We start from the raw sequence: 22145 nt of genomic DNA on the forward strand, positions 1-22145 counted from the left end.
TGCCCGAAGGGGGGAGCCGGGTATCGGATTGGAGCACCCTCCAGAGGGCATGCTAATGTTCTCCACGTTGCCAACGAGCGCCGCTAGCTCAACTGGCAGAGCAGCGGACTCTTAATCCGCGGGTTCGGGGTTCGAGTCCCTGGCGGCGCACCAACGAGCAAGGCCCTGATCTGGCAGTTCTCTGCCGGTCGGGGCCTTTTTCGCGTACGCCGGTGGTGGATGGTCGCTCGGCGGGTGCTCGGGAGCCGTTGGACCCTGTCGGCGATGCGGGGACTGGCTGTTACCGGTGGGACGCGGCCTGAGAGGAGGCGATCACCGATGGGCGATCATGGCTCGGTCGATCTCGTCATCTTCGACTGTGACGGGGTATTGGTGGACAGCGAGCCGATCGTCAGCCGGGTACTCGCCGACCGGATGCGGCAGCTGGGTATCCAGATCACCGACCAGGAGTGCACTCGTGCGTTCGCCGGCCTCGATCAAGCGGCGGCGGCCCGGTTGATCGCCGATCGCCTTGGTGGTGCTGTCCCGTCCGGTTGGTTCGACGCGCTGACCATCGCGGTTGATGCCGCGCTGCGTGCCCAGGTGGCGCCGGTGCCCGGCATCGTGCCGGTGCTGCAGCAGCTTCGTGTTCCCGTCTGCGTGGCGTCGAACGGGCGACCCGAGAAGGTCGCGTTGACCCTGGGCACCTGTGGCCTGGCGGCGTACTTCGAGGGCCGGATCTTCACGGCCGCCGAGGTCGCCCGCGGCAAACCGGCTCCTGACCTGTTCTTGCTGGCCGCGTCCAGGATGGGCGTCCCGCCTGCCCGCTGCGTCGTTGTCGAGGACAGCGAGTCCGGGGTGGCGGCCGCACGTAGCGCAGGAATGCGGGTGCTGCGGTACGCGCCCGGCGGCTCCGCGCCGGGGCCGGTTCGAGCCTTCAGAAGCATGGCGGAGTTGCCGTCGCTGCTCAGCCTTGCCAACGGCAACAGGAGCATCTCGGTACGCGCCGATAGCCAATGAGGACGGAAGATCGATGGCAGCTCACGGTAGTGTCATGCCCATGGGTTCGACGGCGCGAAGGGTATCGCTGACCGGCATCAAGCCGACCGGTGAGCCGCATCTGGGCAACTACATCGGCGCGATCCTGCCGGCGCTGCGATTGGCCGACAGCTACGAGTCGCTGTATTTCATCGCGGACTATCACGCACTGACCACGATCCGCGACCGTGATCAGTTGCAGCACTACACCCGCTCCGTGGCGGCCACCTGGTTGGCGGCCGGACTCGACCCGGATCGCACCACGTTCTACCGCCAGTCGGACATCCCGGAGATTTTCGAGCTGAACTGGATCCTGGCGTGCATGGCCAGCAAGGGCCTGATGAACCGGGCGCACGCCTACAAGGCGTCACGAGACCGCAACCGGGAGGCCGGCAAGGAGGATCTTGACGCCGGCGTGAACATGGGCCTGTTCAACTACCCGGTGCTGATGGCGGTCGACATCCTCATCATGGATGCCGATGTCGTGCCCGTCGGCCGCGACCAGGTCCAGCATGTCGAGTACGCCGCGGACATCGCTGGCTCTTTCAACGCTGTGTACGGGGACCGGTTCAAGTTCAAGATCCCCGCTGCTGTCATTCCGGATGAGGGGTCGGCGCACACCTTGCCCGGCACCGACGGTCGCAAGATGAGCAAGTCGTACGGCAACACGATTCCTCTGTTCGCGCCAGAGCCCAGCCTGCGGAAACTGATCCGGCGTATCCCGACCGACAGCGTGCCGGTGGAGGAACCGAAGGACCCCGACTCGGCTGCCGTTTTCAAGCTGCTTGAACGGTTCGGTGCGGTCGACCTGGTTACCGAGACACGGGCGCGGCTGTCGGCCGGTGGGATGGGCTGGGGAGAGGTGAAGGCACAGCTCGCCGACGCGCTTGTCGCTGAGTTCGCGCCGCTTCGGGAGCGCTACGAGGCGTTGATGGCGCAGGGTAGTGAGCTGGACGACCTGCTTGCCCACGGCGCGGACAAGGCCCGGAAGCAGACCAGGCCGTTGCTGGAGCGGGTGAGGGACGCCATCGGTATCGGATAGCTTGGGCCCCGTCCGTCAGATGAGTGCGTCGACCACCTGGTCGGCGCAGTGCTAGGCGGTGGTCCATTTGCCGGGCAGCGCGACAAGCAGGTTCCTAGTGGGAGTCCACCCCTCCGGAGGCTGTCGGAGGTCCACGACAAGGCTGGATGGATCAGCATGCGGACTGGTCGGCTCGCACACGGTCCCCCAGATCAGCCTGAAGTCCGGGCGGGACTGGTGGAGACGGTGTCGATCGAGCGCTTCCAGTAGTCCCCTGTCTGTCAGGGTGAGTTGAGGCCAGCGGTTCATAGCAAGTCCGCCGGACAGGGCGAGTTCAGGATCGGGAAGCGTTGAATACTGCTGTTGACGTCGTGACGGCCCTGGATGGGTTCATGAGTCGCAAGAGGGGTCCGCGTTCGGGCGGGCCGCGGGCGCGCCGGTCGTTCACGTCGGGGCAGAAGTTGGAGTTGCTGGCCGGGTATGAGCAGGCTGTCGCGGCTGGTGAGGGCGGGGCGTTCCTGCGGCGGGAGGGCTTGTACTCGTCGTTGATGTCGGAGTGGCGCCGGGCCCGGGACGCGGGTCTGTTGCAGGGTAAGCCGGCTGGGGAGACGGTCGGGAGGCCGTCGGCGGAGCAGGCCGAGATCGCCCGGTTGCGTCGTGAGTTGGAGTTGGCGCGGGCGAAGCTGGCGCGGACCGAGACGGCGTTGACGATCATGGGAAAAGCGCGCGAGCTCTTGGAGGACATCTCCAGGAGCGAGCCGGACGGTCCGGACGTGTTCGGGCTCGGCAGACGCTGATGGCCGCCTATCATGGGTTGACCAGCGTGGGGACAACGACGCGGGACGCGAAGCGGCTGACCGGGATCGCCCGGTCCAGCGCTGAGCGCGACCGGCGGCGGCCGACACCGGCCCCGCCGGTGCGGCGAGCGCCGGCGAACGCGTTCACTCTGGCCGAACGTGAGCGGGTCCTGCGGCTGTTGAACAGTCCGGAGTTCGTCGACGCGGCCCCGGCCCAGATCTATGCGGCGCTGCTGGACCAGGGCGTGTACGTCGGTTCGATCGCCACCATGTATCGGGTTCTACGCGAGCACGCGCAGGTTCGCGAGCGTCGCCGGCTGGCCCGGCACCCGGCCCGCACACGCCCGGAGCTGGTCGCTGACGCGCCGCGGCAGGTCTACACCTGGGACATAACGAAGCTGGCCGGACCGGCGAAGGGTGTCTACTACGACGCCTACGTGATGATCGACATCTACTCCCGGTACATCGTCGGCGCCCGTGTGCACGCCCGCGAGTCCGGTCCCCTTGCCGAGTCGATGATGCGCGAGGTGTTCGGTGTCCATGGCGTTCCGCACGTCGTGCACGCCGACCGCGGCACGTCGATGACGTCGAAATCGGTGGCTGACCTACTCGAAGACCTCGACGTCACCCGCTCGCACTCCCGGCCGAAGGTGTCCAACGACAACCCGTACAGCGAGGCCTGGTTCAAGACATTGAAGTACGCGCCGGTCTTCCCGGACCGGTTTGCGTCCCTCGCCCAGGCGCGGGCGTTCATGACCGACTTCGTGACCTGGTACAACCACGCCCACCGACACTCCGGGATCGGCCTGCACACCCCCGCCGACGTCCACCACGGCCGTCACCACACCGTCCGCGCCAACCGCGAGGACACCCTCGCCGCAGCCCGCACGGCACACCCGGAACGGTTCGGCACCACCCGGCCCCTGCCCAAGATCCTCGACCTGCCCGAACAGGTCTGGATCAACAAGCCCGAGCCGCAACGACAAGCCGCTTAACTCCCGTTGGCCTCAATCCCTTGACACGTTCCGCCTCGCCAGGGCCAAGCCTGCCGGCTGGCGCTACATGGTCGAGGACGGGGGAAAGCTCGTGGCCAGCGCCGAGACCGAGGTGAACCCGGACGGGACCCAGGAGGTGGCGAGCTTCACCGAGGGACCGTTCGTGGCCGCCACCGACCTCGCCGTGAAGGCGGCCCGCAAGCTGCCCCAACTCGCCGCGATCGGCTTCGAGCTGCGGCTGCTGCGGGTCCCCGCCCGCTACCTGATGGCACTGTGGCTGCACTCACCCGCGGCCGACCTCCTGGTGCCGCTGCCGCCGTCACCGATCGGGAAGGAAGGCGAACCCGTCCTGCCTGCGGTGTTCTTCAGTGACCTGGCGGGGCTGGCCGCCACCGCGACCCCGCCGCCCTGACCGGTGACCAACTGCCGCGATGGCGTCGGTGGAGAGGCCGCCTAACTGGCAGCGACCAAAGAGGATGATCCGGGGGTCGACGACAACTGGCCACGGCTCGATGGTGGGTAGAGCGGTCATAGCGCGGGTTTCGACCAGGTCGAGGGTGGCCTGGAAGTGGGTAGCGAGTTTGTCGTAACGAGTGGCGAGGCCGAGCCCGTGTTTGCGCCGGCTCCGCCCACCGCTTCCGGACTGCGCAATCTAAGGACGTCGTCCGCAACTTTTACTGCACGGCGAGGAGTTCGGAGGCTTGCCTCGCACATCGATCGAGTTGAGACCGGCCGCCGTCGCGACGATGACGAGATCGGCGGGACCGCGCTGGATCTGATCGCGGGTAAGCGTGGTGATCACAACCGGCTCGCGATGGCGGTGCAGATCGGTACGGTGCGAGGCCGAAAGCGCCGTCGGCCCGCCGACGACACCGCTTCCACCTTGCCCGCCGAACCGCCCCTCCGTCACCTCCACCGGGGTGGCCGCCCAGCGGTACCACCGGGCAGCTGTTACCTGATCCACCGCCGCGACACCAGTCCAGTTATTGACGGTGATGACGTGATGACAATTCGTGTCGTCAGGAGAAGGCTGACACCGGCCGGCCTTCGCCGGCCGTCTTCGAGAGGAAGCCTCATGAAGATCACGTCTTCGTCCGTCGGCACCTTCACCACCGCCTCGCCCCCGCAGCAGGTGTCCATGGCCAGGGGGACCGACGGCCGCATCCTGATCGCCGCCAGGGCCAACGGTCTGATCTACACCGGCTGGATCACCTCCGACAGTGTCAAGACCGCCAACTCCTACGCCGGCACCGGTGCCAAGGCCGCCAGTGCGCCGGTCGCCGTGGCGGCGGCCGACGGCCGGATGGCGGTGTTCTACCGGGATCCGGGCAACCAGCTGATGTGCCTGCGGGAGAAGGCCGACCACACCGGCTGGGAGAACCCCGCCTGGGTGGCGGGCGCGCTGATGCTCGGTGACCCGGCGGTCGGCCGTATCGCCGACGGCCGGATCGAGATCTACCTCACCGGAACCGACGGCGCGTTGTACCACACGTGGGCCAACTCCTATGGCGCTGAAAGCTGGCAGCCCTCCGTGAAGTTCGGCGGCGGCAACATACGTGAGCTGGCGACGACGTCCACCGCCGACGGCTGGCAGGCATTCTTCCACCTCAACGGCGCCGGCCAGGTCTGGATGGTCCAGCAGACCCCGCCCAGCGGAGCATGGTCGGCCTTCTGCAACCCTGTGAACGGTGTCGGCGGCCAGTTGGCCGTCGCCCGCGCCAGGAACTTCCCCCTGATCGGAATGTTCCCCACCCCGGACGGCCTCCTGGCCTCCTTCCAGCAGAACACCGCCGGAGTCTGGAGCGGCCCGGCCCAGCTGTCGTTCGGCCAGGCCACGGCACCCGGCGCCTACGCCTCGGTGCGGCCGGTGCTGCTGCCGGGTCCGACCCAGGGGCAGCTGATCGTCGTCCACTATGGCGCCGGACAGCAGTGGATCGTGGAAGAGCCCGCGAACGGCTCCGGCCCGTGGACCGTGCTCCAGCACACCCCCAAGGAGGCCGCCGGCAAGGTCGCCAGCCAGGCAGCCACCTTCGACGGGACCACCCTGACCGTCGCCACGTGTTACGCCTCCGGCCTGCAGTACGACACGTACACCTGCACCGCCTGACCACCGTCAGGCCGGGCGGAGGTCTATGACGCCCCGGCATCGGGGAGCCGCTCATCCGGGGCTGGCCGTGCGGGTGTACCAAACCGGCCACCGGTCAGCCCGGTTGGCTCAGCGGAGGAAGGACGGCCCGCTGAGCCGACCGGCTGGCGCCCCGACGCCGGGGTGCGAGCGCCGTCGGCCGGCCGGTTTCTCATCCGTACTGCCAAGGCGCCGAGCGTGTAGCCGTGGGCGGCAACAAGTAGCCGTCGTTTCAGTGCGGCGGCGGAGTCGGGCGTTCGAAGATCCGGGTCAGGGTCTGTACTGCTTCGGTGAACCAAGGCTGTTCCTGGTAGGTCAAAGCCTGCGCGGCGACGCTGGTCACCCGATGCAGCAGGGTGTCGAAGTCCGGCAGATCGGGGATGGCCGCAGCGTCGGTGACGGACTGCAGTCGTAAGGCGTCACCATTGAGCGTTTCCCAGTAACGGTCCGTTGCGGTGCGAGGCCATCGGGGTGTGGTGTGGGGGGAATCGCCGAAGGCGTTGCGTTGCAACGAAAAGACGCAGAACCCCGATATGAAGGTGCTCCTACCACAGATCAACTTCATAGGGGTCCTGCGTGACAACGAGTTTCGCATACACCGCGCTGCTGACCGTGCGCGGGTCAAGTTAACGGCTCTGGCTCACTTTCGGTGGTGACACCCTGTAGCGGCGTCGCAGGTGTGCGCGCGAGCCTCTGACGTCGGCGCTTCAGGGCTGGCCGGTTTCGCGTGAAGGCTGCAACATGGAGCTGCTACGCCTTTTGCCCCGATAATGCAGGTTTAGACAGTGCTCCCGTCCGGCCGACTGGGCCGCTACTCTCTGCTACCACCGAATGTGAGCCAGAGCCGTTATTTGTACAGTCCCGGTCGCGAAGGATCACACCAGCCGCCGGGACGTAGCGAGGTCTCCGGCTTCAGATTCGGCAATGTTGCTGAATCATCCACCGGAGACCTCGCTACACGTCGCCTGGGGCCTCCGGTTACGGTCGGACGACTACTTTCGGAGCCCGTAGGCGCGGTCGATCTGCTGGGTCACCCGGTTGCCCGCCGTGTCCCAGGCTTCTGTCCGAAGGGAGACCGCGCCAGTGGTGCGACTCAGCGACGGGTGCGTGATCTGGACCTGATACACCCCGTCGCGTCCACGCGACACCCGGGCCGGCGTCCAGTGCGCGCCGTCGTCGTACGAGACGGAGAGCTTGAGCCCGGCGATGGCGGGTGTTCCGGTCGGTTGGGGCTGCCACGGGGTGACCGTGAAGGCGTACGGCCGCCCTGCCCGGGCGGTGTCGTCCAGGGCCAGGTCGAGGCCGTAGTTGAGCTGGATCAGCGGTTGCCAGCCACAGGCTCCCTTACTGCCGAGGATGTTGGACGGACACAGGTACGGGATGGCGACGTTGCTCGTCTCGACGTGGCTCGATCGGAAGGTCCAGTCGGTGCTGACCTTCTTGCCGTACTTCTGCCCGCTGAACTGGTCCTCGTAGGCGGTGCGCAGCGTGTACTTCGCCGGGTCCGCACCGAGGGCGTAGTGCGGGATGCCAAGCCCACCCGGGGCGGAGGGGATCTTGACGCCGTCGCGCTCCAGTGAGATGTTCGCGCTGCCGTCCGAGACGACCCACTTCTCGCGGTCGTTGACGGGGACCGTGCCGCCCAGGTAGACGTACAGGTCGTCGCCTTCGCGGCAGACCATGCAGAGGCTGGTCGCCGTGTTCGGCTTCCACTCGGCGCCGGGTGTGTTCATCCCGAGAACACTGGGCCCCTGGTTGATGGTCTCCGATTCGGACGAGGGGACGCTGAAGCCGTTGGAGGTCTGGATGGAGCGTTCCGGTAGGGCCGGGTCGTTGTGGTTGATCAGCGCGTAGTCCCGGCTCCACCGGATGTCCGGACCGGTCACGTTGTAGTACTCGGTCCGGCTGACCGGCGCGTCGAAGTGGTGCGCGTAGTTGATGCTGAAGTTGTCCTCGGGCGCGAAGGTGTGGCTCACCTCGTAGGCGTTCGGCGTAAGGGGCACCGCCGGGAACTGCGTGTGGTATTCGGTCTGCCGCACGGCCAGGTTCCTGGGGCTGACGCGGTAGTCGAACTTCCGGGGGATCCGGCCGTACTCGTAGAACCGCAGCTTGTACTCGTACGGACTGACGAGCTGGCTGCGGATGGTGACGTAGGGGCGGTGGGCGCCGTGGAGCACCTTCGCCACCTTCGACCACTGCGCCCCGTCCAGCCACAGCACGGGAATCTTCACGTTGGCCGCGTCCAGGAACGGCATGCTGCCGGAGCCGGTCGGGCTGTCACCCACCACGTGGCTGAGCACACCGGCCGCGCCGGCCCGGGTCGCCAGGTCCACGTCCTCGTCGATCCCGACCCAGGGCTCGTTGTCGATCACCACGAGCTTGCCGCGGACGTCCCGGCCGGCTCGCAGGTCCGCCTCCGTCGCGAGCTGCAGGCGCCGGTCGGTGGCGAACTTCGGTACGGTCTCGTAGTCGGCCAGGTAGATGGGCCGTACCTGCACGGCGCCCTTGCCGTGCACGGTGGTGACCGCCTCCGGCGCCGCCCGGAGCTGTTCGAAGAGGAACTTGTACGTGCCGACGGTGACCCGCTTCGAGGTGGGAGTCACGTAGAACCGCTGGCCGTAGGCGCTGGCCGCGATCGTCGCGCTGATATTCGTCCTGCCGCTCGCGGTGGTCCGGGTGTAGCCGATCATGTGCATCACGGCCTCGGTGGGCAGTGGGGTGGCGACGTCGTTCACCGGCACCGCGTCGGTGGCCAGGTCCCACTCGAACGTGGCGTCACGGTTGATCGTGACCTCCGGGTCGACGAGCGCCACCGAGGCGGCGATGCTGTTCTTTGCCGTCCAGCCGTCGTTGCACTGGAGGTCGTACCGGCCCTCGGGGATCCGGGCGCTGCCCTCGCTGACGTTGGGCCCGTCCCAGCTGCGGGACAGGCTGATCAGGTAGCTGTCCGCGTCGCCCTCGTCGTCCAGTTGCTGGAAGTTGCAGAGCTTCTCGCCGTGGGCGAGCGGTTCTCCCGGACGACCGACGATGCGGATGTTGACCGTGTGCAGCGGCGGCTGACGGATCAGCCCGACCGGAGTGGTGAGCCGGGTGCCGGTTGCCTCGTCGGTGGCCACGACCGACCCGGTGTACCTGCCGTTCTCGAGGACGGTCAGGTCGGCGGTGACCGTGACGGTGGCGGTGCCCCCGGCGGGCACGACGACGGTCGAGTCGACGGTCAGGGCGCCGCCGGGTGCGGCCGGCCCGCCGACGCCGCGCAGCGTCGGGGTCAGCTTCAGCGTCACGGGCTGCTTGGTGGGATTGACGTAGCTGATCTGCTTGCTGATCTGCGGCGTGTCGGTCGGGGACGCGATGCGGAAGTCCACGTTCGGCGTGGTGCTGTGGACCGGCTGGCGTACCGCGCGGGCTACGTCGAGCCGGCCCGCGCCCTGCTCGTACGCGGTGAAGCCGCCGTCCTTGGCGGTGCTCATCAGGGTCGGCTTGAGCTGGCTCGCCGTCCAGTCCGGGTGCTGCTGGGCGATGATCGCCGCGGCCCCGGCCACGTGCGGGGTCGCCATCGAGGTGCCGTTGGCGGCGGTGTAGCGATCATCCACCGGGCGGCCCATCGACGTACCGCTGGCCCGGGCGGCGACGATGCCCACGCCCGGCGCGGAGATGTCCGGCTTGAGCGCCCGGTCGGTGATCCGTGGCCCACGGCTGGAGAAGTCGGCGAGCTTGTCGTCCTTGGTCACCGCGGCGACGGTCAGTGCCGCGTCCGCCGTGCCGGGGGCGGCGACGCTGCCCTTGTCCGGGCCGTCGTTGCCGGCGGCGATGACGAAGAGGGTGCCGGTGCTGGCGGTCAGCCGGTTGACGGCCTGGCTCGCGGGGTCGGTGCCGTCGGTCGGCTGGGCGCCGAGGCTCATGCTCACCACCCGGGCGCCACTGGCCGCGGCCCATTCCATTGCGTCGATGGACCAGGACATGTTGCCCTGCCCCTGGTCGGAGAGCACCTTTCCGACGAGCAACTGGGCACCGGGGGCGACCCCCTTGTAGCGTCCGCCCGACGCCGCGCCGGTTCCGACGATCGTCGAGGCCACGTGGGTACCGTGCCCGTGCCCGTCGGCCAGGGCCGACGCGCCGGGCACGAAGCTCTGCGCGGCGCTCACCTTGCCCTTCAGGTCCGGGTGGTTGGCGTCGATCCCGGTGTCCAGGACCGCCACCTTCACCCCGGAGCCGTCGTAGCCGGCGGCCCACGCCTCGGGCGCGCCGATCATCGCCACGCTCTCGGCCAGGTTGACCTGGACCTTGCGGTCCAGCCACACCCGACGGAGGCCGCCGGCGAGGGCCGGGACGGCGGCGCTGCTGCGGGCACCGACCGTCGTACCCCCGGTCAGCGTTGACCAGAACGCGGCGGCCCGGCCCTTGTCGACGGTGAGGCCCTCACCGGAGAGGCTGGGCAGGTCGACCCGCCCGGTAGCGCCGGCCAGCCGCAATCCACCGGCCGCCGCGCTCCGTGCGGCGCTCGACTGGTAGCTGGTGATGACGGGCACGGTCTCGCTCTTGTCGTCGGCGTACCCGTTGTGTGCCAGGTACTTCACGTCGAACAGTCCACGGTCGACCGCGCCCGCGTTGACCAGGGACGCGGCGTTCTGCGGGATGACGTAGAAGCCGGTCTCGTCCCCGTAGCTGTGGTAGACCGGGGCTGTGCCGGGGCGCACGTCGGTGAGCGTCGCGGTCGTGCGGCCGTCCGGTGTCTCGGTGTAGAGCACCTTGTCGCCGGTGATCAACGTGATCGTGGCGCGCAGTCCGTCGGAGGCCCCGGTCGGCACGGTCGTGGTGCCGGTCGGCGGGACCGGTCCGCCGGTGGCCTGGTCGGGTTTGCCGGCCGCCGCTGCCGGCACGGCGACGGTGGCCAGGGCGGTCACGGCGGCCAGGCTGAGCGCGGCGTGCCGTCGGTGAGCAGGCCATCGGGCCCATCTCGATGTCGTCATCAGGCGTCCTTACGCTATTGATCTCCTTCCGCGAATCTCGCAGCCAGTTGACCTGCGGGGAAGTGCCGTGCGGGCCATCTTCTCGCCAATGGCGTGAAGATGGCATAGCATGGCCGCACGATGCGAGAAGATCATCAACCGCTCCGTATCCTCGGCCTGTCCGACCTGGATCAGTCCTGGTACGAGTCGCTGGTGGTCGCCGGGGCGACGGAGATCACCGGCAACGGCGACCCGGCCAGCATGGCCCGGCTGGAAGCGGCGGGTTTGATCGTGCGGCTCACCGCGGAGGAGCCGGCCCGGTGGGCGGTCGTCCCGCCCGACATCGCGCTCGACCCGTTGCTCGCCGAGCGTCGGCGGTGGCTGCATGACGACCGACAGCGCCTCGCCGTGCTCGCCGAGCGGTTCCGCGGCAGGGCCGGGAGCGACACCGACCCGTCCCAACTGGTTGAGCTGATCCATGGCCCCGACGCCGTCTTCCAGGCATCGGAGGAGCTGATCCGGGGAATCCGCAATGAGGCGCGGGTCTTCGACGCGCCGCCCTACGCGCGTGATCCGCTGGAATGCAACCCGACCGAGCTCGAACAGTTGCGCCGAGGGGTCCGCTGGCGGGCGATCTACGACCGGCAGGCGGTCGCCGTGCCCGGTCGCCTGGCCCACCTGTCCCACGCCATCGCCGCCGGGGAACAGGCACGGATCACCACGGTGCCGATGAAGCTCCTGCTGGGCGATCAGCCGCTGGCGATGGTGCCGCTGCGTCTACAGCCGGTGGACATCGCGTGCACGCTGCTCGTGCGCGACTCGACCCTGCTGTCCGCGCTGTCCGCACTGTTCGAGACGTACTGGGAGCGCGCTGTCCCGTTCGACGTCGGCATCGGCGACAAGCCACTGCCGAACGAGGACGGCCCTTCCGGTCCGGAGCGGGCACTGATGTCGCTGCTCATGGCGGGACTGACCGACCAGGCCACCGCCGACCACCTCGGCTGGCACCTGCGCACCGTACGGCGTCATCTCAGCGCCCTGCTCCGGCGGCTGGACGCCGCCACCCGCTTCCAGGCCGGCTACCAGGCCGTGCAGCGGGGCTGGCTCACTGCCGAGGACGTACCGGCGCCGTGAGCCGGCTGATGAGTCCCGGCGAGGAGGCGGCGTACGAGTTGATCGTCGACCGGCCGTCAGCGACCCTGGCCACCCTCGCCGGAAGCTGGTCGGGCGGCGAACCACTCCCCGCGGTGCTCGCCCGGCTCGCCGCCGCCGGCCTGATCACCGTCCTGCCCGGACCACCCGAGAGGTACGTGGCCACCGCCCCGGAGAAGATTGCCTCCACCGTGCTGGTCGAACGAGAAGTGGAACTGGACCTGGCGGAGGAGTTTGCCCAGCGGTTGGCGACGGCGTACCGAGAGGCGCGAGCCGAAGCTGCGACGGCGGACGTCGTCGAGGTCGTCACCGGACACCGCGCCGTCCGCCAGCGTCTCGCCCAGGTGCAGCGCTGCGCGCGACGGGAGATCATGTGCCTCGAGACGCCTCCCTATCTGGATCTGGACGGAACCGGCACGACCGACCTCGATCTGCTCGCGGCCGGCGTCACGTCGCGGTGCATCTATGACCGGGCCGCGATTGAACAGACCGGGGTGCTGCCCGAGATCGAGCAGATGGTCCGCGCCGGTCAACAGGCACGGGTATTGCCGAACCTGCCGATGAAGTTGTACATCGCCGACGGCCGGCTGGCCGTGCTGCCGTTGCAGCGTGACTCCGCCGGCTCCGAGGCCGTGATCGTCGTACACGCCTCGGCGCTGCTCGACGCGCTCGGCAAGCTGTTCGAAGGGCTGTGGCAGCGCGCCGTACCGTTGCGCCTACCGACCGTGAAGGCGCTGCCCGGGCCGCGGCGTCATGCCGTGTCCGAGGAGAGACTCATCGCCCTCCTGCTCTCCGGCATCACCGACGAGGCCATCGCCCGGCATCTCGGCATCAGCTACCGGACGGCGCAACGTCACATCGCCGCGCTGCTGGCCGGGCTCGGCGCGGACACGCGGTTCCAGGCCGGCGTCCAAGCCGCCTTTCGTGAGCAGCGCAATATCGGGACGCCACTCGACGGGCGGATCGATACCGATCGTGAGCTTCGGTAGCCCTGCGAACGTCCGCCGCCACTGGGGGCACCCGACGGGGACTCGGATGGCCGCATTCAAACCCGTTCCTACCACATCACGGCCATCAGCGTAAACGCCGATAACCGATTAGTCGTATTTGACGGTTTTGCCGTCTGGAACCACGCTGAGCAGCCTCGATGCGCCCCCGGGCCGGCCGAAAGTCAGGTCTGGACAGTTCATTGCCGGCACGTTACGGTCCCCTACATTCTATGGAATCCAGAATGTAGATCTGGCAGAGCAGGGCGGAGGCGATGGTGATGGCAACCTCCCGCGCGGCGGTCGTCACCGGGCCCGGCGGCCCGGTCGAGATCCGCGAGTACCCCGTACCCGCCCCCCGACCGGGCGAGGCGGTGATCCGGGTCGAGCTGTGCGGCATCTGCGGCACCGACGCGCACGTCTTCCACGGGCGGCTGCCGACCATCACCTTTCCGGCACTGCTCGGACACGAGATCGTCGGGACCGTCGCCGCGCTCGGCGCCGGGCTGGACACCGACTCCGCCGGCCGGCCCGTCGCCGTCGGAGACCGGATCGGGGTCTTCCCGGCGACCAGTTGCGGCACCTGCCACGCCTGCGTGGTGCTGCGCCGGCCCGGCCAGTGCCAGCGGCGCCCGCAGTCGTACGGTTTCAAGTCACCGGTCGACTCCGGCCCCCCGCTGACCGGCGGGTTCGCCGACTATCTGCACCTGGTCAACCCGGGGACGGTCTTCTACCGCACCGGGCTGCCGCCGGAGGTCGCGGTGCTGGCCGAGCCGATGTCGGTGGCCCTGCACGGGATACACCGGGCCGGCGTCGGGATCGGGGCCACCGTGGTGGTGCAGGGCGTCGGGGCGATCGGCCTGATGGTGGTGGCCGCCGCGCGGGCAGCCGGCGCGGCCCGGGTGGTCGCCGTGGACGGCAGCGCCCGCCGGCTCGCTCTCGCCACGGAGCTGGGGGCGGACGCGACCGTGGACATCACCCGGCTGTCCCCCGGCGTGGCGCGGCACGCGGCGGTCCGCGAGGCGCTCGGCGGCAGCGGCGCCACCGCCGTGCTCGGATGCAGCGGCTCGCCGGAGGGGTTCGTCGAGGCGATCGGTTACGTCGCCGACGGGGGCACCCTCGCCGAGCTGGGCAACTTCACCGACCGGGGCGCCATCGCCTTCAATCCCTACACGGACCTGCTCCGGCGGGACCTCACCATCACCGGCGTGTACGGCGCCGGGCCCGACATGCAGGCGCGCTACCTGCGCGCCCTGGAGATCCTCGAACGGGGCGGCCCGCCCTTCACCCGGGTGGTCTCGCATCGCGTCCCACTGCGGGACGTGGAACCGGCACTGCGCTCACTCAGCACGGGGCACCAGCTCTACGGGACCGACATCGTCAAGATCGCGATTGATCCGACCCGGTAGTCGCCGCCTCGGCACCGTTCATCCCACCACCGAAACACCCCCATGAAAGGGATTACCTGTGCGTAGCTTCCCCCGCGCCATGCGCGGCACAACCCGCCGGGCGGTCCTGGCCGGTGGCCTCGCCGCCGTCCTCACCGCGTCGCTGGCCGCCTGCGGCTCGTCCGACGACGAAGTCACCGGCGGTGGCGTCGGCACCGCCGAAAAGCCCGTCTCGATCCGGATGATCGCCAACGACGCGTTCGCGCGTCAGTGGCAGGACCAGATGGTGCCGGAGTTCAACAAGCTCTACCCGAACATCAAGGTCACCATCGACGGGGTGCCCTACGGCGACCTGCTCGCCAAGGAGATGCTGGAGCTGACCGCCCCGGACCCGACGTACGACCTCATCGTCGCCGACGATCCGTGGATCCCGCAGCTGGCCAAGACCGGCGGCCTGGCGGACCTCAAGGGCGACCTGGGCAAGTTCACGAAGGCCGACTACGACTGGGACGACTTCAACACCGGCCCGCTGGCCGCCGGCGAGTGGCAGGGCAAGCAGTACTCCGTGCCCGTGCGCTCCAACGAGCTGCTGATGTTCTACAACAAGACCCTGTACGCCAAGGCGGGCCTGCCGGAGCCGACCCCGAAGCTGACCTGGCAGCAGTACCTGGAGCAGGCGCCGAAGCTGGTCCAGGACACCAACAAGGACGGCAAGCCGGACGCCTGGGCGGTCGGCACCTACTTCACCAAGGATCCGCTGACGCCGACGATCTGGCAGACGATCCTGAACAGCAACGGCGGTCAGCTCCTCGACGGGGACAACAAGCCGGCCTTCAACACGCCGGCCGGCGTCGCCGCCCTGCAGACCCACATCGACCTGCTCAAGTACGCCCCGCCCGGCGCCGCCACCTACCAGTTCAACGAGCCGCTGGAGGCGTTCCGGCAGGGCAAGACGGCCACCATGTTCATGTGGGGCAGCGTCTACAAGGGCACCGCGGTCGACCCGAAGACCACCACGCTCAAGCCGGAGCAGGTGGGCATCCAGGTGATGCCGGTCGGCTCGCTCAGCGCCGGCGCGCACCGGGGTATGTGGACCGCGGCGGTGGCGAAGAAGAGCAAGCAGGCCGAGGCGTCGTGGACCCTGCTCCAGTGGCTCTCCTCCAAGCAGGGCGAGCAGTGGCAGAGCAACACCCTCGGTGTCTTCCCGGCCCGCAAGTCGACCCTCTCCTCCACCCCGCAGCAGGAGTGGCTGGTCCCGGTCTTCAAGGCCATCGCGGACGGCTACGTGGCGATCGACGCTGGCAAGATGTGGCGGCCCAAGCTGCCCGAGTCCGACGCCATCCAGCAGATCCTGGCCACCCAGACCAGCCGGGCCATGTCCGGGCAGGCCACGGCGGAGCAGGCATTGCAGACGGCGGCTGACGAGGTCAGCAAGCTGTTGAAGTCCAAGGGCTACTGAGCGCGGAGCATTTCATGACCACCAACACTCAGACTGCGCCGGCACGGGGTGGAACATCGTCCCCCGCCGGCCCGGGGGACCGGCGCTCGCGCCGGCCCCGGGCCGGCGGCCCCGGCCTGCGCCACCGCTGGCGGGATCTCGCCAGCCGCTGGGTCTTCCTCGCCCCCGCGTTGGTCATCCTCGCGGCGGTGCTGGCGTACCCACTCTTCTACACGGTCTGGATCAGCTTCTCGGAGCTGGACCTGGCCACGTTCACGCCGGCCCGCAGCGTCGGCTGGATGAACTACCGCACCGTCCTGGAGGATCCCGGGTTCCTCAACTCGCTCAAGGTCACCGGCGTGTACCTGGCGCTGGCCCTGCCGCTGCAGATGTTGCTGGGATTCGGCATCGCCTTCCTGCTCAACGTCGAGTGGCGTGGGCGGGGCGTGCTGCGGGCCCTGTTCCTCATCCCGATGGTGGTCGTCCCGGTGGTCGCCGGCGGGGTGTGGAAGATGCTGCTCGACCCGCTCTGGGGGTTCGTCAACTACGTGCTCGGGCTGGTCGGCATCGGGCCGGTCAACTGGCTCTCCGACCCGACCCTGGCGATGGTGAGCCTGGTGCTCATCGACACCTGGCGGTGGACGCCGTTCGTGGTCCTCATCGCCTCCGCCGGAATCATGTCGCTGCCCGGCGACGTGTTGGAGGCGGCCCGGGTCGACGGCGCGGGCTGGTGGGCGACGTTGCGGAAGATCGTTCTGCCGCTGCTGGCCCCGGTCATCCTCGCCGCGTTCATCGTGCGCTGGCTCGGTGCGGTGAAGATGTTCGACATCGCGCTGGCCGCCACCAAGGGCGGTCCCGGCCAGGCGACCGACGTGGTCAACCTCTACATCTACGAGAAGGCGTTCCGCAGCCTGGAGTTCGGCACCGCGTCCTCGATGGCGACCATGGTCCTCGCGATCACCATGGTGCTGACCTTCCTGTTCCTGCGGCTCAACCGTTACCTGGAGAAGCGATGGTGACCACGACGGCGCCGACGATCGACGCCCGCCGCCGCCCGGCCCGGCGTGGCCGGGCCGGACACCGGCTGCGCATCGCCGGCTCGATCGCCGCGGCGCTGCTGTTCCTCTTCCCGGTGCTGTGGATGATCAGCACCTCGCTGAAGCTGCCCCGCGACATCTTCGCCAGCCCACCGCGCTGGTTCAGCACGGTCACGCTGGACAACTACACGAGCTACATCACCCAGGCGGACATCGGTCCCCGGATGCTCAACACGGTGATCGTGGCGACCGGCGCGGGTCTGCTGTCGATCGTCGCCGGGTCGATGGCCGGGTACGCGTTGGCCCGGCTGCCGATCCGGGGCGCGGGGCTGATCGGTGGGCTGATCCTGGCCTCCCGGGGCGTGCCGCCGATCGCCCTGGCAGTGCCGATGTTCCTGGTGGCCCGTCGGTTCGACCTGACCGACCGGCACATCACGCTGATCCTGGCGTACTGCACGTTCCTGATCCCGTACGTGATGTGGCTGATGCGCTCGTTCTTCATGGCCCTGCCGAAGGAGCTCGAGGAGTCGGCCATGATCGACGGGGCTTCCCGGCTCGGCGCGTTCTTCCGGATCATCGTGCCGTGCAGCCTGCCCGGGCTGCTCTCGACGCTGATCTTCAGCATCATCCTGGCCTGGGAAGAGCTGCTGTTCGCGCTGGTCCTGACCAACCGGGAGGCGGCGACCATCCCGGTCGCCATCGCCGGCATGGCGGCGGACACCGAGCAGGGCGCGATGTGGGGACCGCTCACCGCGGTCGGCACGCTCACCGTCATCCCGGTGGTGCTGTTCGCGCTGTTCGTGCAGAAATGGTTGATCAAGGGCTTGGCGGAGGGCGCGACCAAGGGCTGAGGCCCGCTGTCGCACCAGGAAGGTGGCCGGAAGCATGAGGATTCGGGATGTCCGTGCCTCACTGATCGAGATCCCGTACCCGAGGCCGTTCGTGCCGTCCTGGGCGCCGGAGGGCAAGCACCGGGCCATGGCGGCGGTGGTGGTCGAGGTGGAGACCGACGCAGGTCTGATCGGGGTGGCCGGCGGCGACATGGGGCACGGATCCGGACCGCTGCTGCTGGCAACCATTCGCGACGTCATCCGACCGCTACTGGTCGGGCACGACCTGTTCGCCACCGAGCACATCGCCAACCGGTTGCGTTACGTGGCGCAGTACTTCTTCCCCCGTCCGTGGGTGGTCGGGGTCGCGGTGTGGGACGCGGTCGGCAAGGCCTGCGGCCGCCCCCTCTACCAACTCTGGGGCGGCGTCAAGAACGAGGTGCGGGCGTACGCCAGCTTCGGCGAGGTCCGCGATCCCGCCCAGCGGGTCGACGACGCGCTCGCGGCGGTGGCCGCCGGCTTCCGAGGCGTCAAGCTGCGGGTCCACTCGGCCACCGTGGCCGAGGACGTGCGCCAGGTCGAGGCGGTGCGCGAGGCGGTCGGCCCCGACATCGCGTTGATGGTGGACGCCAACCAGGGCGCGGCCCGGTGGCGTTACTCCCCCGACGGCAGCCGGCTGATCTGGTCCCTGGACCGGGCCCTGACCACCGCCCGGGAACTGGCCGACCTGGGGGTCGCCTGGCTGGAGGAGCCACTGCCCCGGCACGACTACCGCGCGCAGCGGGCGCTGACCGCCGCATCGCCGGTGCCGATCGCCGGTGGCGAGCACAACCGGGGCATCGCCGAACTGACCCGGTTGCTGGAAGATGACTGCTTCGACATCTACCAGCCCGACGCCAACGAGAGCGAGGAGATCCATGCCCTGCGGCAGTTCGGCGCGATGGTCGCCGCGCGGCATCGGCGGATCATCCCGCACGCGTGGGCGACCGGGCTGGGCGTCGCCGGCAACCTCCAGCTCTGTGCCTCCCTGGAGGCCTGCGACTGGCTGGAGTACCCGTACGATCCGCCGGTCATCGTGCCGGAGGTCTTCCACGTGATGCTGGCCGAGCCACTGCTGCCGGACCCGACCACCGGCGCCGTACGGCTGCCGGCGGGCCCCGGCCTCGGCGTCACACTGGACCGGGCGGCGATCGACGAGCTGACCGTGCAGCGAGTGTGAGGGGCGACCGGTGACCACCGATACCTTCCAGATGAAGTCCGACATCGCGATCAGCCACATCAAGCGGATGATCATGTCGGGCGAAGCGCCACCCGGTAGTCGGATCACCGCCCGGGTGGTGGCCGAGGCGTTGCGCATCAGCGAGACCCCGGTGCGCGAGGCGATCAAGTCGCTGGTCGCCGACGAGTGGCTGGTGCTGCGTCCGCACGTGGGCGCGGTGGTGGCGACCGTCGGGCTGGACAACATCCAGGAGATATACGGCATCCGGGCCAGCCTCGGCGGGCTCGCCGTCGAGCTGGCCGGCCCGTACTACCCCGAGCAGCGGCTCGCCGAGATCGACGCGGTGCTGCGCGAGTGCGAGCCGGTGGTCGCCGAGCAGGACGTGGACGCGTTCTCCCTCCTGAATCGACGGTTCCACGCGCTGCTGTCGGACACTCCGCAGACCACGGTGATCCACCGGATGCTCAGCTCCCTTTGGACACGTACCTCGAGCGCCAGGCGCGGGTTCCGGTTCGCCTCCTGGCGGCTCCCGGAGTCCCACGACGAACACGTGGCGATCCGCGACGCCGTGGTGGCCCACGACTTCGAGCTGGCCGCGCGGCTCATCCGGGAACACGAGCACGCCGCCATGGAAGCCCTTCTACAGGGACTGCAACACCAGAACGGACAGCGGCCGACGGCCGCCGACAGGAGATCCCAGTGAGTGAGTCAGGACGCGCGTACATCGACGGCACCTGGTGTGGGCCGGCCGATGGCGGGCTGTTCGAGGTACGAGACCCGGCCACCGGCGCCGTGTTCGGCACGGTCGCCGACGCCGGTGCGGCCGAGGCGCGGGCGGCGGTCGACGCCGCCGCGCGGGCGCTGCCCGGTTGGCGGGCGCTGCCCGCGCCGCAGCGCGCCGACAAGCTGCGCGCGGTCGCCGCGGCGCTGACCCGGCGGGCCGACGAGATCGCCCGGATCATGACCCGTGAGCAGGGCAAGCCGCTGGCCGAGGCCCGCGTGGAGGTGCTCTCCGGCGCCGAGCACATGCTCTGGGCCGCGGAGGAGACCCGCCGGCTGTACGGCGAGACGGTGCCGGCGAGCACCACCGGCTCGCGGATCTGGCTGCTGCCCGAGCCGGTGGGAGTGGTCGCGGCGATCACGCCGTGGAACTTCCCGCTCTCCATGGTGACCCGCAAGGTCGGCCCGGCGCTGGCGGCCGGCTGCACGGTGGTGCTCAAGCCCTCCGAGCTGACCCCGTTCTCCGCGTTGGCTTTCGCCGAGGCGTGCGTCGAGGCGGGGCTGCCCGCCGGCGTGGTCAACATCGTGCCGACCGCCCGGCCGGCCGAGCTGACCGAGGTCTTCATGAGCGCGCCGCAGGTGCGCAAGGTCTCCTTCACCGGCTCCACCCGGGTCGGCAAGCTGCTGATCAAGGCCAGCGCCGACGACGTCAAGCGGATGTCGGTGGAGTTGGGCGGGCACGCCCCGGTGCTGGTGTTCCCCGACGCCGACCTGGCCAAGGCCGCGGCGGGGGTGGCCCGGGCCAAGTTCTACAACGCCGGGCAGGCCTGCACCTCACCGAACCGGATCTACGTACACGCCTCGGTGGTCGAGGAGTTCACCGAGCTGCTGGCCGCCCGCACGGCGGAGCTGCCGGTCGGCAACGGCCTCGCCGACGGCACCCGGATCGGGCCGCTGATCAACGCCGCGGCCGTCGACAAGGTCACCGCCCACGTGACCGACGCGCTGGACCGGGGCGCGAAGCTGCGGACCGGCGGCGACCGGCCGGCCGGCCGGTCGTACGCCGACGGCAGCTTCCACACCCCGACCGTGCTCGCCGGGGTGACCGACGAGATGGTGGTCAGCCGGGACGAGACCTTCGGGCCGCTCGCGCCGGTGCTCACCTTCGAGTCCGACGAGGAGGTGCTGGCCCGGGCCAACGCCACCTCGTACGGGCTGGCCGCGTACCTCTGGAGCCGGGACCTGGGCCGGGTGATCCGCACCGCCGAGGGGTTGCAGTTCGGCATGGTCTCGGTCAACGGCGGCACGTTCGCGCCGCCGCAGGGCCCGTTCGGCGGCGTCAAGGGCAGCGGGTACGGCCGCGAGGGCGGCCACCACGGCGTGGAGCACTACCTCGACTACAAGTACCTGGCGGTGGAGCTCGATGGCTGAAAAACCGGCTGACAGTCGGCCGACCCACGAACGCGAGATCACCAGCCGGGTGGACCTGTGCCTGCCCGACGGCCGGCTCAACCCGGACGCGGTGGGCTGGACCCGGCAGCCGCTGCACCGGGCCAACCTGCGCGGCTGGGGCCGCAACAAGCGGTTCGAGTACTGGTGCGTGACCACCCCGACCCACCTGGTCGCGCTGAACGTCTCGCACGCCGACTACCGGGTCACCTACGCGGCGTTCTTCCTCGACTTCGCCACCGATCGGGCGGTGCAGATCGCCGAACGGTCCCTGCTGCCGCTCGGCACGCCGATGCCGCTGACCTCGGGCGAGGGCGGGGTCCGTGCCCGGGGGCGCAGCATCGCGCTGGGCTTCGACGAGACCCCGGCCGGCACCCGGCTGCGCGCCCGGTCGGCCCAGCTCTCGGTCGACCTGCTGGTGGACCGGCCGGAGGGGCACGAGTCGCTGGGGGTGGTGGTGCCGTGGAACGACCGGATGTTCCAGTACACCCGCAAGGACAACTGCCTGCGGGCGCAGGGCCGGGTGGTGGCCGACGGGCAGGCGTACGAGTTCGATCCGGACACCGCTTACGCCACGCTGGACCACGGGCGGGGCCGCTGGCCGTACTCGATCGTCTGGAACTGGGGTGCGGCCAGCGGTCGCTGCGGCGGCCGGGAGATCGGGTTGCAGCTCGGCGGCAAGTGGACGGTGGGCACCGGGATGACCGAGAACGCGATCCGGGTGGACGGCCGGCTGCACAAGATCGGCGAGGAGTTGAGCTGGTTCTACGACTCGCACGACTGGCTGGCACCGTGGCGGATCGCCGGTTCCCGGGTCGACCTGACCTTCACCCCGTTCCACGACCGGGCCGCACACAGCAGCTGGCTGGTGGTGGAGAGCGACGAGCACCAGGTCTTCGGGCACTACTCGGGGCACGTGGTGACCGACGAGGGCGAGCGGGTGCCGGTGGACGGCCTGCTCGGCTGGGCCGAGGAGGTCCGGCGCCGATGGTGACACCCCGCGTTGACAGCGGACAGATTCT

18 protein-coding genes and 1 tRNA gene are annotated in these 22145 nt (G+C 69.5%); 16 read left to right on the forward strand and 3 right to left on the reverse strand.

Annotated elements, in window-relative coordinates; all coding sequences use genetic code 11:
* Window positions 1-77 precede the first annotated feature (77 nt).
* The 5 genes from GVV04_RS11135 (at window position 78) to GVV04_RS11155 (ending at window position 4242) form a co-directional block, all read left to right on the forward strand.
* Window positions 78-153, forward strand: a tRNA-Lys gene (locus tag GVV04_RS11135).
* Window positions 154-318: 165 nt separating this feature from the next.
* Window positions 319-999: an HAD family hydrolase gene (locus tag GVV04_RS11140; RefSeq protein ID WP_161687280.1), complete on the forward strand. Its 681-nt coding sequence runs from the start codon at window positions 319-321 to the stop codon at window positions 997-999.
* Window positions 1000-1039: 40 nt separating this feature from the next.
* A complete protein-coding gene (locus tag GVV04_RS11145; RefSeq protein WP_161687282.1) occupies window positions 1040-2059 on the forward strand; it encodes a tryptophan--tRNA ligase in 1020 nt (339 codons plus the stop codon).
* Between the two features lie 371 nt (window positions 2060-2430).
* A protein-coding gene (locus GVV04_RS11150) for an IS3 family transposase (RefSeq protein ID WP_407938784.1) occupies window positions 2431-3830 on the forward strand; the annotation gives its coding sequence in 2 pieces (ribosomal slippage) (window positions 2431-2764 and window positions 2764-3830; 1401 coding nt in all).
* A 91-nt stretch (window positions 3831-3921) separates the two neighbouring features.
* On the forward strand, window positions 3922-4242 hold the full coding sequence (locus GVV04_RS11155) for a hypothetical protein (protein ID WP_161687284.1): 321 nt from the start codon (window positions 3922-3924) through the stop codon (window positions 4240-4242).
* 240 nt (window positions 4243-4482) lie between these two features.
* Here the strand turns inward: GVV04_RS11155 and GVV04_RS11160 are convergent, their stop codons facing one another.
* A complete protein-coding gene (locus GVV04_RS11160; RefSeq protein WP_161687286.1) occupies window positions 4483-4794 on the reverse strand; it encodes a hypothetical protein in 312 nt (103 codons plus the stop codon).
* 111 nt (window positions 4795-4905) lie between these two features.
* Between GVV04_RS11160 and GVV04_RS11165 the strand changes: the two genes are divergently transcribed.
* Entirely contained in the window at window positions 4906-5937 is a 1032-nt protein-coding gene (locus tag GVV04_RS11165; protein ID WP_161687288.1) for a hypothetical protein, read from the forward strand.
* Window positions 5938-6187: 250 nt separating this feature from the next.
* On the opposite strand, the gene GVV04_RS11170 is transcribed toward GVV04_RS11165, so the two are convergent.
* Both GVV04_RS11170 and GVV04_RS11175 read right to left on the reverse strand, forming a co-directional pair.
* Window positions 6188-6520, reverse strand: coding sequence for a hypothetical protein (locus tag GVV04_RS11170; protein WP_161687290.1), 333 nt, complete (start codon window positions 6518-6520; stop codon window positions 6188-6190).
* 427 nt (window positions 6521-6947) lie between these two features.
* The gene (locus GVV04_RS11175) at window positions 6948-10925 is read right to left on the reverse strand and encodes a S8 family peptidase (protein ID WP_161687292.1); all 3978 of its coding nucleotides are present in this window, start codon (window positions 10923-10925) and stop codon (window positions 6948-6950) included.
* Between the two features lie 120 nt (window positions 10926-11045).
* On the opposite strand from GVV04_RS11175, the gene GVV04_RS11180 reads away from it, so the two are divergent.
* The 10 genes from GVV04_RS11180 (at window position 11046) to GVV04_RS11225 (ending at window position 22117) form a co-directional block, all read left to right on the forward strand.
* Window positions 11046-12038, forward strand: coding sequence for a helix-turn-helix transcriptional regulator (locus GVV04_RS11180; RefSeq protein WP_161687294.1), 993 nt, complete (start codon window positions 11046-11048; stop codon window positions 12036-12038).
* The gene (locus GVV04_RS11185) at window positions 12035-13045 is read left to right on the forward strand and encodes a helix-turn-helix domain-containing protein (protein WP_161687296.1); all 1011 of its coding nucleotides are present in this window, start codon (window positions 12035-12037) and stop codon (window positions 13043-13045) included. Before GVV04_RS11180 ends, GVV04_RS11185 begins: the two co-directional genes overlap by 4 nt.
* A 278-nt stretch (window positions 13046-13323) precedes the next feature.
* Entirely contained in the window at window positions 13324-14451 is a 1128-nt protein-coding gene (locus GVV04_RS11190; RefSeq protein ID WP_161687298.1) for a zinc-dependent alcohol dehydrogenase, read from the forward strand.
* Between the two features lie 58 nt (window positions 14452-14509).
* On the forward strand, window positions 14510-15889 hold the full coding sequence (locus GVV04_RS11195; RefSeq protein WP_201753292.1) for an ABC transporter substrate-binding protein: 1380 nt from the start codon (window positions 14510-14512) through the stop codon (window positions 15887-15889).
* A 14-nt stretch (window positions 15890-15903) separates the two neighbouring features.
* Entirely contained in the window at window positions 15904-16887 is a 984-nt protein-coding gene (locus GVV04_RS11200; RefSeq protein ID WP_161687300.1) for a carbohydrate ABC transporter permease, read from the forward strand.
* Window positions 16881-17756, forward strand: a complete 876-nt coding sequence (locus tag GVV04_RS11205) for a carbohydrate ABC transporter permease (protein WP_161687302.1) — start codon at window positions 16881-16883, stop codon at window positions 17754-17756. The genes GVV04_RS11200 and GVV04_RS11205 overlap by 7 nt, the downstream gene beginning before the upstream one ends.
* 34 nt (window positions 17757-17790) lie before the next feature.
* Window positions 17791-18954: a mandelate racemase/muconate lactonizing enzyme family protein gene (locus tag GVV04_RS11210; RefSeq protein WP_161687304.1), complete on the forward strand. Its 1164-nt coding sequence runs from the start codon at window positions 17791-17793 to the stop codon at window positions 18952-18954.
* Window positions 18955-18964: 10 nt separating this feature from the next.
* Window positions 18965-19657 (forward strand): GntR family transcriptional regulator, encoded by a 693-nt coding sequence (locus tag GVV04_RS11215; RefSeq protein WP_161687305.1) that lies wholly within the window; start codon window positions 18965-18967, stop codon window positions 19655-19657.
* Entirely contained in the window at window positions 19654-21105 is a 1452-nt protein-coding gene (locus tag GVV04_RS11220) for an NAD-dependent succinate-semialdehyde dehydrogenase (protein WP_201753293.1), read from the forward strand. Before GVV04_RS11215 ends, GVV04_RS11220 begins: the two co-directional genes overlap by 4 nt.
* Complete coding sequence (locus GVV04_RS11225) at window positions 21098-22117, forward strand: DUF2804 domain-containing protein (protein WP_161687307.1); 1020 nt, start codon at window positions 21098-21100, stop codon at window positions 22115-22117. The genes GVV04_RS11220 and GVV04_RS11225 overlap by 8 nt, the downstream gene beginning before the upstream one ends.
* Window positions 22118-22145 lie beyond the last annotated feature (28 nt).

Source organism: Micromonospora rubida (genome assembly GCF_009908295.1).
Classification (GTDB): domain Bacteria; phylum Actinomycetota; class Actinomycetes; order Mycobacteriales; family Micromonosporaceae; genus Micromonospora; species Micromonospora rubida.